Origin of the sequence: Undibacterium sp. CCC3.4, assembly GCF_034347425.1 — a bacterium.
Classification (GTDB): Bacteria; Pseudomonadota; Gammaproteobacteria; order Burkholderiales; family Burkholderiaceae_D; genus Undibacterium.
This window is the reverse complement of record NZ_CP133779.1, coordinates 3,425,109-3,438,323: the sequence shown is the minus strand read 5'-3', so window position 1 is coordinate 3,438,323 and position 13,215 is coordinate 3,425,109. Positions and strand designations below refer to the sequence as shown.

Here is a 13,215-nt window from a genome sequence, read left to right as displayed (position 1 = left end):
TTCTTGTAAACATCGCTTACAGTTGACTAATTACTTTCACAAACGCAGAACCGATGCCGATAAATTTTTCGAAAATTCGCCGAAACAGCCGTTTATTGCTCGCTGCCGCTCTATTACAAACAGTGTTGTGCAGTTCGGTGCAGGCCGCCGACAATCCCTTTCCCGAATCTTCGACGGCTTACACCAAACTGCAAGAAATCCGCCAGCGCGCTTCTGATCTCACGCTCAAGGCCATGGATTTCATGGGTATACGTTACAAACGCGGTGGCAATACACCGGAAAATGGTCTCGATTGCAGTGGCTTCGTCAGATTGGTATTCAAAGATGCGGTCGGAGAAAATCTGCCACGTACAGCGGCAGAAATCAGCCGAGTCGGTGAAAACATCGATCAAAAAGATTTACGCCCGGGTGACTTGGTGTTTTACAACACGCTCAAGCGTGGCTTTTCCCATGTCGGCATTTACCTCGGCGATAACAAATTCATCCACTCACCCTCAGCTGGCGGCCAAGTACGGATAGAAAGCATGGATTTGGCGTATTGGAAGAAGCGCTTCAATGGTGCCCGCCGTATCAACGATGATGAGCTCAAGCAGTAAGTCTCGCTAACTGGAGAAACCGCTGCGTGAAAATGTTCTATCCAGATCCGGATGCACGGCTAGTGCAAAAATCTGATGGATGCTTTTTTACATCTGAAACACCGCATGCTTTTGAGGCTGTCGCAAAAGGGTAGTGAGTCGGTATCATTACCCCAACTGGTGGCCACGTCATTCCTGCGCGCTTTTGGCAGGAACCCAGCGGCGTTCGTGGTTAACTGAAAATGCCAGAAATTGTGGCATTTTCAGTATAAAAAACGACGCTGGGTTCCCGCCAAAAGCATGCGGGAATGACGAGGTATGCGGTGTTTCATGTGTAAAAAACGTCCATCAGGCTTTTGCGACAGCCTCTTTTGGCCGGGGTTTCAAACCCTAGTCAGATCAATGTCCATCCACTGAAAGTTATTCTTTGCTTGCCATAAGGCATTTCGGCATTTTTCAATCAGCGCTCTTGCAACGCTTTGATTTTTTGTTTCAATTCCGGCATCGCCGCCATCGCTGCGCGTTCGCCTGCCAGTATGGCTAAATTCCTGCCACCGAAATCGCTACCCTTCATGCCTGGTAAATCGGGACGTATCACCACATCGGCCAGTTTCAACTCGTATTGCGTGATGCTCTGCCCCATGATGGTTACCGTTTGCAGCAAAATATCGATGCTACTGCTGCCATTCTGTATCTCCGGTGCTTGCGAAATATTTACCGCGATCACCAAATCGGCCCCCATCTCACGCGCAAAACGCACCGGCACCGGTGCCACCAAACCACCGTCGACGTATTGGCGACCATTGATCTTCACCGGCTGAAACACCGCCGGCACGGCCGAGGAAGCGCGCACGGCCGCACCGGTATTACCATACTGAAACAGCACCGCTTGTCCGCTCGATAAATCGGTCGCCACCGCACCGAACGGTTTCTTGAGTTTTTCTATACTGAGCCCGCCGACCATGCGATTGACATAGGCTTGCAGCGCATCGCCCTTGAGCATGCCACTGGACTTGGCAAACAGTGGCAAAGACCAGTCGGAAATGGTCGCTTCATCCATGTCCAAGGCCATTTTTTGCAAGGCAAAGCCGCTATTGCCGGCAGCATACATGGCCCCGACCACACTGCCGGCACTGGTGCCAACGATGATGTCAGGAAAAATCCCTTGCGACTCCAAAGCCTTGATCACTCCGATATGGGCAAACCCACGCGCGGCCCCACCGCCGAGTGCCAAGCCGATCTTGACATGGCGCGCAGTTTTTTGCACTGGCAAGAACGCCGGTTCAGTCGGTGGCATAGGCGTGCTGCCGCACGCGCCCAAGAACAGCACCGTGCAAAAGAGGGCAGCAAACATGGTCGAGCGTTTAATACGAGCAAGAAGACACATAGGTTTTCATCAAAAAGGGAAGCGCCGAAATGACAGCAGAGCGGCGATTATATTGGCTATCCCGCCAAAAATTTTTTAATTCAAGAAAAACCAGCTTGACAGCTCATTTTTTCATGCAATTTTTGTATTTCATTTTGTCATTAACAGGACATATTTTGCGCCGATAATCGGCCGGTTCGGTTTTCTGTTGCATACCGACGACTTGCTGATTTTTATTTTATTTAAAAAAGCAAACGATTGCGTCCGCATTTTCAGTGTTTTCACCCCTCTATTTTTGAGAAATTCATGAAAAAAACCTTGCTGCTTCCGCCACTGAGTCTGATTGCTCTGGCCACCCTCGCCGCCTGTTCGAGCAATCCGACCACCGCCCCTGTGAGCGCTATCCCCGAGGGCACCATCGTCAAGCTGGCATTATTGGAAACCACCGACTTGCATCAGAATGTGCTCAGTTATGATTACTACGGCCTCAAGGCTGATACCAGCCTCGGACTCGAACGCACCTCCACCCTGATTGCAGCAGCCCGCGCCGAAAACCCCAACACGGTTTTGCTCGATGATGGCGATGTTATTCAAGGTACTTTGCTCGGTGATTATCAAACCGGTGCGGTGCCAGTCACATGCAGCGGCACGTTGGCGATTCATAAAGTCATGAATGCCTTGAAATACGATGGCGGCGGCATCGGCAATCATGAATTCAATTATGGTTTGAATTTTCTCGGGCAAGTCACCAATACCGACTTTGGCCTCAGCGGCGTGACGGCACCGAGCAAATGCGGCGCGCCGAGCTTTCCACTGGTCTTGGCCAATGTGGTCAACGCCACCAATCAGGCACCGATCTTCAAGCCCTACGCACTGATTCCGAAACAATTCACCGCCACCGCCCCAGATGGCAGCAGTGTGCCGGTCACGCTCAGCATCGGCATCATGGGCTTCGTACCGCCGCAAATCATGGATTGGGATCAGAAAAATCTGGCCGGCAAAGTAATGGTCAACGGGGTCGTCGAAACCGCCACCAAATACCTGCCTGAGATGCGCAGCAAAGGCGCCGATCTGGCCGTGGCCTTATCACATGGCGGCCTCGACGCCAGCACCTACAGCCCGAAAATGGAAAACGGCAGTCTTTACTTGGCCGCCACCGGTTTCGACGCCTTGATGCTCGGTCATGCGCATCTGATCTTCCCGAAAGGAAAAGAAATCGGTGCCGCCGCAGTCGATGCCTCGATCGCCGCCCTGCCAGCTGCCCAAGTCGACAGCATCAATGGTTTTGTCAACGGCGTGCCGGCTGTGATGGCACAAAGTTGGGGCCGCCGCCTCGGCATCATCCAGATGGTGTTGAAATTCCAAAGCGGTAAATGGGTAGTACAAAAAGACCAGACCAAGGTCGAAGCACGCGGCTTCAAATACACCGACGGCGTTACCACGGTCGCCGCCGATCCGGCTATTGCGCCGCTCGTCGATACCGAACATAAGGCCACGCTGGCGTATGCGGCACAAGCATTGGGCACGACCACTAATTTCGAGATGTCGGCGTATTTTGCCTTGGTCGGCGATGTCAGTGCGATCGAAATCGTCAATCAGGCGCAAATCGATTACGTCAGCAACTTCATCGCCAAATCGACCGACCCTGTCATTAAGAGCTATCAATCGATACCGGTGATTTCGTGCAGCGCGCCATTCAAAGCCGGTCGCAATGGCCCGACTGATTTCACCGATGTCGCACCTGGCGCAACGGCGGCGACACCGGTCGGTTTGCAAGTACGAAATCCCGGCGATTTGTATTTGTATGGAAATAATAATTTGCAAGCGGTGAAGATCAAGGGCAGTGACTTGAAAAACTGGTTGCGTGCCGCGGCTGCACAGTTCGCCCAAATCAATCCGGCCAGTACGGCTGAGCAAGATTTGGTGCCGTCTTACAGCACGATCTTCAACTACGATGTTTTTTACGCCAGCGGTAATGCGCTGAAATATCAGATCGATGTCACGCAAGCGCCGGCTAATCGCATCGTCAACCTGACATATCTTGGCGTCGCCGTCGGTGACAATGATGATTTCATCGTTGCGACCAACGATTACCGCGCCAGTGGCGGTGGCAATGTCCCAGGCATCGATGGTAGTAAAACCATCATCAAGTCACCGGATGCCAACCAAGCCGTGGTCAGCGCTTATGTGAGCAAGCTCGGTACGGTGACGGCCGCCGTCAATGGCAACGCGCAAAGCTGGAGCTTCGTCAAAGTCGCCACCCAAGGGCCGGTGATACTGCGTTCGGCACCAGGCAAGTTGGCACAGGCTCAGCAAGCCGGACTCGCACGTGTGACGGCTGAGGGCAGTAAAGATGCTTCCGGTTTTTCCAAGTACGCGATTGATTTAAGCAAGTAAACCACGAGTCAGTACGCGCGCGTCGGTATGGTGACGCGCGCGTCTTACTCAGCCAACGAGCGAATTTTCCATGCCGACCTGCCCCTCCATCCTCCGTCAACTGAGCATCGCACTGGCACTCTGCCTCGCTGCGTCGGCCTGCACGCCGCAGTTACAGTCAGCACCAAGTACAGCGGAAATCGAATCACTAGGCATGCTGGCTTTGCATGCACAACAAGCCCAAGCGCGCGCAACACTGCGCCATTGGGCCGACCAAGGTTTGCCGGTGGCCCAGCGCGAACTGGGCTTGGCTTTGTTTGAAAAAGATCCTCGCAGCGCGTGCAATTGGCTCACACAAGCGGCCGGCAATGGCGACCAAGCAGCGCAGTTTGCCTTGGCCGAAGTGTTTTACAAGGCCAGACTGGGCGTGACAAAAAATCTCACGCTGGCGCAGCGCTGGTATGCCGCTGCCGCGGCACAAGGCAATGATAAAGCCAACTTCATGTTAGCCCGCATGGCGAAATATGGCGAAGGCGGCCCACTCGATTTGCCACTGTCGGTGCACTATTTACAACTGGCCAGTGATCAAGGTAATGCCCAAGCCATGTTTTTGCTGGCGAATGCCTATGCCGCCGGTGCCGGCGTAGCCACTGACCCGCTGCGTGCACATGCCTGGCTCGAGCGTTCAGCGGCCGGCGATTATGCGGTAGCAATACACGCCTTGGCGCTGGAATTGGAGGGCACCGACCAACAACAAGCCAAGCACCTGATCAAAGAGGCGCGCGATGAGCGACTGATGCATTGGAATCAGTATCAGTGAAGCGCACTGCGGCTAGGCCAGTTGTTGCAAATCACGCGGAGGCAGCATTTTGCGCTCATCGCCCAGGCTCAGGTGGGCCAGCTTGCGTAAGCTGATGCAGACTATCAAGCTGGGCCGAGAAAATGCCACCGACCAAGCCAGATGGACGTTATATATATAACACCGATAAAACACCGCACGCCGTGTCAGTCCCGCGTGCTTTTGGCGCGAACCAGTGTCGTTTCCAACACCAAAAACGACATAATTTCTGGCATTTCGGTAGACAAGGAGGGACGTCACCACCAGTCGGGGTAGTGTAACGACTGAAAACCTTTTTGCGACAGCCTCTTGAGGCTGGGGAGGATGTCAAGAAGCGTAAAAAGTTGGGCAACGAGCCAGCGCGCATACGCGTACCAATTCATGTAGGTAAGCTTGAACGGTCAGAGTAAACTGCTGCTTACTTTTCTGCGGCTGCCCATGCCGCAGCTTGCTCAACAAGCCAAATCACATGTTGCGTATCCTCGATCGCATAGACACCTCGAGAGCTATTCCAAACCAGCGATTTGGCACGCAAGGCCTCCAATGCATACTGAATCGAAGTACCCTCGATCTTAGTCTGGTCGTCAGTGAATTTTTTGCAAGCCTGGACATACATTTCAACCGTGCGCGGCCGAAACGGCGCAAAGTCCGCTCCGGTCATGGCCATCACCGTCAGAACAGCGGCTTGAAGTGGCGGCAGGGAGTTAATTTGTCGTATAAATCCCTGCTTCGTCTCTGCCATGATCTGATCGACCACCTCTTGAAACACGGCATCGACATTCTCCGCCGTGGCATCGAATCTAAACGCCAGATCATCCAAGGCTTTTCTCAAAGTTTCCGGTTTGTGTCCAGCAGCGACGAAAGCACGCTTCACGACATCCACCGACGGCTTGACGCTCTCGCCATACAGGCCAAGCTCCCAAGCCAGATAATCATCCCCAAGCGGTTGCAGATCCATCAATACCGCATTCAAAAATGCCTGCTCCTTACCCTGAACCAGCAAACTCAACTTATCCCTGTTCGATCCGGTTGCAATCAAGCGAAATCCAAAATGTGCCGATCCATTCAACTGATCGCGCGCAGCCTTCAAAGCGAACAGCGTGTCCGCGCCAGCCTCGGTAGTCATAGCGTGCTGGGCCTCATCAATCACCAGCACGATCATGTGTTCGGTGGCATCCGAGAGCTCGGCCAAAGCCTTCGCGATCGTCTTTCCCGAACCGATCCCGACTTTGCCGATGTCCATCTCAAGACCCGCAAGCTTGACCTTATCCAGCCCGCCCTTGCGCGCCCACTTCAAAATAGCGCCTTCTCGCTGCAACAAGTGCTCGCGAATCGCTTCCGAAATCAAATCACCAGGATCGCGACTGCGATCACTCCACAGGTCGACATAGATGACCTCGGCACCAGCATCCCGCAGGTAGGGCACAATGTCCTCGTTGATCAGGGTACTTTTTCCGGTGCGACGCGGTGCGGAAATGAACACGCCCGATAAACCCTTGGGCGACAGCGTGCATCTGGCAATGTTCTCGGCGAGGGTCTTGCGATGGAAGATGGCAACGCTCATGATGTGTCATACCTTGTATCGGAACAGTAATTATAGTGAATTATAGTCCTTTACAGTCCAATACAGTTCTACACTGTTTTTTGGAATTTTCCACCACGTCTACTGCCCTCGCCCAGGCTTATTTCGATGCCGGCACAGCTTGGCCTTGGATAGCATTATTATCGATATGAATCGTGGTCGTGCTGATGTCAGGTTCGCGCAAGCCACAGGCCGCATACATGGCACTGGCCAAGGCTTTGAGTTTAAACAGATTCGGGTTACTCGAGGCGGCCGACACGTCATAATTACGCTGGGCATGCTCACAAGCCATGGCATCGACTTGCAGCGGATGCGGTTCGTTTTGCGGCGACTCACTTGCCGCTGCGGCAGGCGGCAATGGCTCGACTTGCAGCGGCGCTGCGATCTCACGCCCGGCTCGGCCACCGTTGGCTTGCACTTTAAAACGACGGCCTTGGCTATCGCCGGGGCAAGTCTGATCGGAAAATACCACTTCACCAGCCGCATTTTGGCAGCGAAACACTTGTGCCTGCGCCGACATCAGTGTGAGGCTAAGGACAGCTCCCAGCAACAGCGATCCCTTGTCAGCGGTGATCTTTTGATTCAACAAACGTTTACGCGACATATGCCACTCCCCTCAGGTAATACCCGCCGCAGCGAATCGGTACGCCGATCAAGCAAGACGATGACCGGCGAGCACGCGCGGAATCGAACAGTCGCCAAGTGGCGGCAAGTTTCGTCCAGTTATAACACAAGGGCAGCGCGAACGACAAAATCGGCCACGGCAGCCTCCCGCGCCGGGATAAAAAGCTCACGACCGACCTGGTCTGGTCAACGCCTCCGGTACATTCTTGCCCTTGGTGACCGCGCCGGCCACGCTGCCCAATCGATCATTCCGGTACCATTGCCGCTGGCGACGATAGGCAGTAACATCGCCCTCCCCAGCCGGATTGACAAACCCTGCCTTTTTTGCCAAGTCGCGGGCTAATTGCCGTTTGTAAGCCGTCACATCCGGCGCACCGGTGGGCGTGAGAAAACCGCTCTTCTGGGCGGTCCGTTGCAGCTGATCAGAGCGATAGCCGGCCAGATCAGCCCCCCCATCGGTCGATGTGAAGCCAGTCCTGAGCGCGGCTCTTGCGGTGAAATGTCGGCGGTAGCCGATCGAATCGGCAGTCCCATCAAGTTTGACGAAACCGGCCGCGACTGCCGACTCCGCAGTACGATTGCGCTTATAAGCATAGACATTGGCACTGCCGTCGTGCTTGACGAAACCGGCCGCGATAGCCGCCCGCGCCAACATATAGCGGTTATACGCGCGGATATCCGCTGAGCCATTCGCAGCGATCAAGCCGAGCTTGGCAGCACAACGTTCGCTGATGTGCCGATGGTAAGCGACCAGATCAGGCGCACCGTCTGCCGTGAGGAAGCCACCGATCCGTGCAGCGTGCTCACGGTAGCATAGATTGCGTTGGCGCTTCCCCACACCGGAAGACGTTCCGCTCATGCTGCCGGATGCGGGGCTTGGTGGCGCGCGATGGGAATTATCAAGAGGCGCGCGCATATCGGTGCCATTGGGACAGACAAAGCCGGCAGTAAGCGCCGGCCGGTCTACCTCGCGGAGGCGCGCATACCGCGCGCTGCCTTCCGGGCGGCTTTCCACCATGCGAACAGAGGCTTGCGCCAGTCGCTGAGAGTTCGTTATGACCGAAACGGCCTGCGCGCCGAGCGCGATGCGATTCGGCCCTGCCACAACACCGGTGAGGGTATCGCCGCTCCCGACCAAGTTGCTCGCTTGCCGCAAAGAACTGCTTGTAAGTGGTTGCGGAGCGGCTAAACCGTTACTGGCCGGCGTGAGCTGGTTCTGCGTAGAAAAATAAGAAGTATGAGTAATGACTGAGATGTTTGGCATGATGTAAAAAAGAGTGCGGGCTAAAAAAGGAGTGAATAAATTTCCATTTATGCCCCAAAACGCAATGCCAGCAAGCTGACTGGCGTATCAGAGCAAGCGGATAAGCGCCATTTTGTACAGTTCCCGCGAAGCGGAGCACACCGTTAATCGGACACGAACCGACCGTTGGTCGGCCCAAAAGACGCACGGAGAAAAATCCCAGCGGCTTCACCCTTGCCAATATCAAACCGGGAATGCCACCAGCGCTACGCCGATTGCTCCACCGCCGCTTCCAATGCTACCAACGCCAGCAATTTTTTTATTTCCGGCACACACGAACCACAATTACCACCGGCTTTCAGGCAATTGGTGACTTGTGCCACGGTTTCCATACCATGCTCACGAATCGCATGGCAGATGGTATTGCGCCCTACGCCATAGCAAGAACAAATGGTCGGGCCGGCATCAATGCCGGGGGCGATGGTTTGACCGAGCAACAGCCCGACCCGATCGATCTCGTCGAGCCGCTGTTTGGCAAACAGGCCGGCCAGCCAAGCCCGCGCCGGCAAATCGGCACGCGGCGAGAGAAAAATGCAACTGTCGATGCGCTCATCGACCAAGTGGACGGCACGATAAACACCAGCGCTGTCATCGGCATAGTCAAGCCAATCGGCATCCACGTCGGTAGCAAGCATCAATTGTCGCGCCCAAGCGGACGGATCAGAAATCAATTTCCTGCCGGCCAGTTCATAGCGCAGCATCTCGCGTCCCTGTATCCGCGTCCAATGGGTCACCTCATCGAGTGCCAATTCCCGCCGCGTCAGGATGAAGCCATACCACGACACCGGAAACTCTTCTACCCGCACCGGTGTGTGTTTGAATTCCGGCTCGCCCGACACCGGATCGACCACCGGATTGACTACGGCACCGATGCGACCATCTGAGGTGGTTTGATTACTCCAATGGATGGGCACAAAAATACTGCCGCGCGCAATGCCGCCGCCATGCTGCACCTTGGCCACCATGGCACCCCAAGGGGAAGAAACGCGCGCCAGACTGCCTTCGCGCACCCCGCACAACAAGGCATCTTGCGGATGCATGTCGATGAACGATTCAGCTGTATGATCCGCCAGTTTTGCGGCTTTGCCAGTGCGTGTCATGGTATGCCATTGATCGCGCACCCGGCCGGTATTGAGAATCAGCGGATACTCGGGATTCGGCGCATGCACGGGCGGGCGCGGCGGCGTGGCAATAAAACGTGCTTTGCCATCGGCATGGGTAAACTTGCCGTCGGAAAACAAGCGTGCCGTGCCACGCGGCTGACCATCGGCAGCCCGTGTTACTGGCCACTGCACTGGTGCGAGTGCATCGTATTGCGCCTTGCTCATGCCAGTCAAACCGCTGAGATTGAATACGCGCGGTACTTCTGCACTGCCGCTGCCATTGCGAAAAGCACTGAGTCGCGCATGTTCATCAAAGATTTCATGCACGTCTTGGTAGTCAAAACCTGAGTAAGCCATTTTTTGGGCGACATCGCACAGTATGCGCCAGTCGGGGCGCGCCGCACCGGGCGCACTGAGAAATGCGCGTTGCCGTGAGATACAGCGCTCGGAATTGGTGACGGTGCCGTCTTTCTCACCCCAGCCCAAGGCTGGCAACAAGACATCGGCCCAGGCATTGGTGTCGGTGTGACTGACAATATCGGAGACCACCACGAGTTCGCATTTAGCCAGCGCCCGTTGTACTTGATCGGCATCGGGCAAGCTGACCACCGGATTAGTGGCGATAATCCAAACTGCCTTGATGCGCCCCTGTTCGATGGCCTGAAACAATTCCACCGCTTTCAAACCGGGCCGCTCGGCGATGCGTGGTGCATTCCAAAAGCTTTGTACCGTCTCACGATGTTGCTCATTATTGAGCTCCATGTGCGCGGCCAGCAAATTCGCCAGCCCGCCGACTTCTCGTCCACCCATGGCATTCGGTTGGCCAGTCAGAGAAAACGGCCCCATGCCGGGCTGGCCGATGCGCGCGCTCAGCAAGTGGCAATTGATGATGCTGTTGACCTTGTCGGTGCCGGAGGAGGATTGATTGACGCCTTGAGAAAACGCCGTGATGACTTTTTTTGTGCCGGCAAACAAGGCATAAAAGGCCTCTATCTGGGCTGGATCGAGCTTGCACTGTTGCGCCACTTCGAGCACGTCGCCGCTGCTCTGTGCCGCTACCTGCAAAGCGTCATGCCCTCCTTGCGTGTGCGCGGCGACAAAAGCCTGATCGGCATAGCCGTTGCGCGACAAATAATCGAGCAAGCCATTGAACAGCCAGACATCGCTGCCCGGTTTGAGCGGCAAATGCAGATCCGCCAAATCGCTGGTAGCAGTGCGACGCGGGTCAATCACCACCAGCTTCATGGCTGGCCGACTTTCTTTAATCTTAGCAATGCGTTGAAATAAAATCGGATGACACCATGCCGTATTCGAGCCAACCAAAACCACCAGATCGGCCAGTTCCAGATCATCATAACAAACTGGCACCAGATCGGCTCCAAAAGCACGCTTATGCCCGGCCACTGCCGACGACATGCACAAACGCGAATTGGTATCGATATTGGCCGTACCAATAAAGCCTTTCATGAGTTTGTTAGCGATGTAATAGTCTTCGGTCAGCAACTGCCCTGAGACATACAAGGCGACCGCGTCGGCCCCATGCTGCGCGATGATATCGGCAAAGCCGCTGGCCACGCGGCTCAGCGCTTGTTCCCAGGAGCTGGTTTGCATCAAGCCGCTGGCAGCATCGCGCATTTGTGGTTGCAGCAATCGACCATCGAGGCTCAAGCTTTCATCGAGCGCCGATCCTTTGACGCACAGGCGGCCGGCATTCGCCGGATGATCCGGGTCACCGGCGATGGCAATACCACCATCGGCACCGACGCTGGCGCGCACGCCGCAGCCAACGCCACAGTAAGGACAAGTGGTGCACACGGTGCCAGTAACAAGGCCAGTTTGGTCGAGATTCATACTTGATTCCTGATCAGGAGACGGGCGCACACAGCGCTTGCCCAAATAATAATTGATTGCGTAAAGCCGAGATGTCGGTGCGGCGTTGAATTAAATCAAAGTACCAAGGACCGTCTTTGACATCGCCGACCAGCACGGCACCTACAATCAAATTCGCTTGCAACACCAAACGCTTGTAGATACCACGGCGCGGATCGCGCATCACCAATTCTTCACTGCCATCGGCACCGATGAAGTCGCCCGCCGAATACAAATCTACCCCGGTCACTTTGAGTTTAGTCGCCGTGGCTTGCTGCACATAGCGGCGATGTCCGGCACCAGCCAGATGGGCCCCGCACACACGCGCTTGCTCCCAGATCGGCGCCACCAAACCGAAGGTTGCGCTGCGGTGTTGGACGCACTCGCCGACGGCATAAATGCGCGGATCATAGGTTTGCAGCGTGTCATCGACCACAATCGCGCGTTCGCAATGCAAGCCGGCTTGTTTCGCCAAAGCTATATTCGGACGCACACCGACTGCCATGACCACCAAATCGGCGGCAATTTCAGTACCATCGGCGAAGCGTACTGCGCTCACCCTTTGCGTGCCGATAATTTCGCTGGTCGTGGCGGCCAATAAAAAATTCATGCCTTTGCGTTCCAAGGCTTGCTTGAGCAATAAGGCGGCCGACTTGTCTAATTGCCGTTCCATCAAGCTGTCGCAGACATGCACGACCGTCACGATCATCCCTTGCCGCAGCAAGCCGTTGGCTGCTTCCAAGCCTAACAAGCCGCCGCCTATCACCACCGCATGGCGATGTGTACGGGCAGCTTGCAACATGGTTTCGACATCTTCGAGATCGCGAAATGCAATCACGCCTGGTAAATCATGGCCGGGGACGGGAATGATGAAGGGGCTGGAACCGGTGGCCAACAACAAGCGATCATAGGCGACCTCGGTGCCGGCACGCGAGCGCACGATGCGGCGCTGACGATCGATGTCCACCACCGGGTCACCGGCATGCAAAGTGATTTCATGTTGCGCATACCATTCGCGCGTATGCAACATGATGTCGGCCACTTGTTTATCACCAGCCAACAAGGGCGACAACAAGATACGGTTATAGTTACCATGCGGCTCGGCACCGAAGACCGTGATGTCGTACAAGTCGGGGGCCAGCTTGTGCAATTCTTCCACCGTACGCATGCCGGCCATACCATTGCCGATCACGACTAAGGACGGTTTGGCGGCCGGCGTACTCATATGCCGACCCAGATTTGACCATCAGTAATACGGGCCGGATAGGCTGAGACCGAATGTTCCGGTGCTTCCAAACACTCTCCGGTTTGCAAATCGAAGTGATGCTTGTAAATCGGCGAGGCCACGACGATGCGCTCGGCCAAATTACCGACCAAGCCGCGCGCCAATACGGCAGCACCGGCATTGGGGTCGTAATTATGAATCGCAAACACGCGCGATTGACCATCGTCGACATGAAACACCGCGACTTGCTCGCCCTCAAGCAGCGCACACACGCCGGTATTGGGTAGGATTTGATCAAGCCGACAAACGGCCAACCAATGATTACTGCGACTATCGTTATGCATCATGATTCCT

10 protein-coding genes are annotated in these 13,215 nt (G+C 55.3%); 3 read left to right on the top strand and 7 right to left on the bottom strand.

Translation table 11 applies throughout. The features are described from left to right. Positions 1-53 precede the first annotated feature (53 nt). Positions 54-596 (top strand): C40 family peptidase, encoded by a 543-nt coding sequence (locus RHM61_RS15430; RefSeq protein WP_322248181.1) that lies wholly within the window; start codon positions 54-56, stop codon positions 594-596. A 439-nt stretch (positions 597-1,035) separates the two neighbouring features. On the opposite strand, the gene RHM61_RS15425 is transcribed toward RHM61_RS15430, so the two are convergent. Beyond that, positions 1,036-1,929 (bottom strand): patatin-like phospholipase family protein, encoded by an 894-nt coding sequence (locus RHM61_RS15425; protein WP_416200187.1) that lies wholly within the window; start codon positions 1,927-1,929, stop codon positions 1,036-1,038. Positions 1,930-2,247: 318 nt separating this feature from the next. On the opposite strand from RHM61_RS15425, the gene RHM61_RS15420 reads away from it, so the two are divergent. Together RHM61_RS15420 and RHM61_RS15415 are read left to right on the top strand one after the other, a co-directional pair. Beyond that, positions 2,248-4,338, top strand: a complete 2,091-nt coding sequence (locus RHM61_RS15420) for a bifunctional 2',3'-cyclic-nucleotide 2'-phosphodiesterase/3'-nucleotidase (protein WP_322248180.1) — start codon at positions 2,248-2,250, stop codon at positions 4,336-4,338. A gap of 70 nt (positions 4,339-4,408) precedes the next feature. Then, entirely contained in the window at positions 4,409-5,137 is a 729-nt protein-coding gene (locus tag RHM61_RS15415) for a tetratricopeptide repeat protein (RefSeq protein WP_322248179.1), read from the top strand. Between the two features lie 436 nt (positions 5,138-5,573). Here the strand turns inward: RHM61_RS15415 and RHM61_RS15410 are convergent, their stop codons facing one another. From RHM61_RS15410 to nirD, 6 genes are all read right to left on the bottom strand, one after another. Continuing rightward, positions 5,574-6,719, bottom strand: coding sequence for an ATP-binding protein (locus tag RHM61_RS15410; protein WP_322248178.1), 1,146 nt, complete (start codon positions 6,717-6,719; stop codon positions 5,574-5,576). Positions 6,720-6,837: 118 nt separating this feature from the next. After that, entirely contained in the window at positions 6,838-7,341 is a 504-nt protein-coding gene (locus RHM61_RS15405) for a DUF4124 domain-containing protein (RefSeq protein ID WP_322248177.1), read from the bottom strand. Between the two features lie 186 nt (positions 7,342-7,527). After that, positions 7,528-8,625 carry a hypothetical protein gene (locus tag RHM61_RS15400; protein ID WP_322248176.1) on the bottom strand — a complete coding sequence of 366 codons (1,098 nt, stop codon included), beginning with the start codon at positions 8,623-8,625 and terminating at the stop codon, positions 7,528-7,530. Positions 8,626-8,870: 245 nt separating this feature from the next. Continuing rightward, on the bottom strand, positions 8,871-11,618 hold the full coding sequence (locus RHM61_RS15395; RefSeq protein ID WP_322248175.1) for a molybdopterin-dependent oxidoreductase: 2,748 nt from the start codon (positions 11,616-11,618) through the stop codon (positions 8,871-8,873). Between the two features lie 13 nt (positions 11,619-11,631). Next, positions 11,632-12,861: an NAD(P)/FAD-dependent oxidoreductase gene (locus tag RHM61_RS15390; RefSeq protein WP_322248174.1), complete on the bottom strand. Its 1,230-nt coding sequence runs from the start codon at positions 12,859-12,861 to the stop codon at positions 11,632-11,634. Next, positions 12,858-13,205 (bottom strand): nitrite reductase small subunit NirD, encoded by a 348-nt coding sequence (gene nirD / locus RHM61_RS15385; RefSeq protein ID WP_322248173.1) that lies wholly within the window; start codon positions 13,203-13,205, stop codon positions 12,858-12,860. Before nirD ends, RHM61_RS15390 begins: the two co-directional genes overlap by 4 nt. Positions 13,206-13,215: the final 10 nt, after the last annotated feature.

What these genes read in the sequence shown, in the direction of transcription:
- RHM61_RS15430 (WP_322248181.1), top strand. Translation starts at nt 54, where the DNA reads ATGCCGATAAATTTTTCGAAAATTCGCCGAAACAGCCGTTTATTGCTC.
- RHM61_RS15425 (WP_416200187.1), bottom strand. Translation starts at nt 1,929, where the DNA reads ATGTTTGCTGCCCTCTTTTGCACGGTGCTGTTCTTGGGCGCGTGCGGC.
- RHM61_RS15420 (WP_322248180.1), top strand. Translation starts at nt 2,248, where the DNA reads ATGAAAAAAACCTTGCTGCTTCCGCCACTGAGTCTGATTGCTCTGGCC.
- RHM61_RS15415 (WP_322248179.1), top strand. Translation starts at nt 4,409, where the DNA reads ATGCCGACCTGCCCCTCCATCCTCCGTCAACTGAGCATCGCACTGGCA.
- RHM61_RS15410 (WP_322248178.1), bottom strand. Translation starts at nt 6,719, where the DNA reads ATGAGCGTTGCCATCTTCCATCGCAAGACCCTCGCCGAGAACATTGCC.
- RHM61_RS15405 (WP_322248177.1), bottom strand. Translation starts at nt 7,341, where the DNA reads ATGTCGCGTAAACGTTTGTTGAATCAAAAGATCACCGCTGACAAGGGA.
- RHM61_RS15400 (WP_322248176.1), bottom strand. Translation starts at nt 8,625, where the DNA reads ATGCCAAACATCTCAGTCATTACTCATACTTCTTATTTTTCTACGCAG.
- RHM61_RS15395 (WP_322248175.1), bottom strand. Translation starts at nt 11,618, where the DNA reads ATGAATCTCGACCAAACTGGCCTTGTTACTGGCACCGTGTGCACCACT.
- RHM61_RS15390 (WP_322248174.1), bottom strand. Translation starts at nt 12,861, where the DNA reads ATGAGTACGCCGGCCGCCAAACCGTCCTTAGTCGTGATCGGCAATGGT.
- nirD (WP_322248173.1), bottom strand. Translation starts at nt 13,205, where the DNA reads ATGCATAACGATAGTCGCAGTAATCATTGGTTGGCCGTTTGTCGGCTT.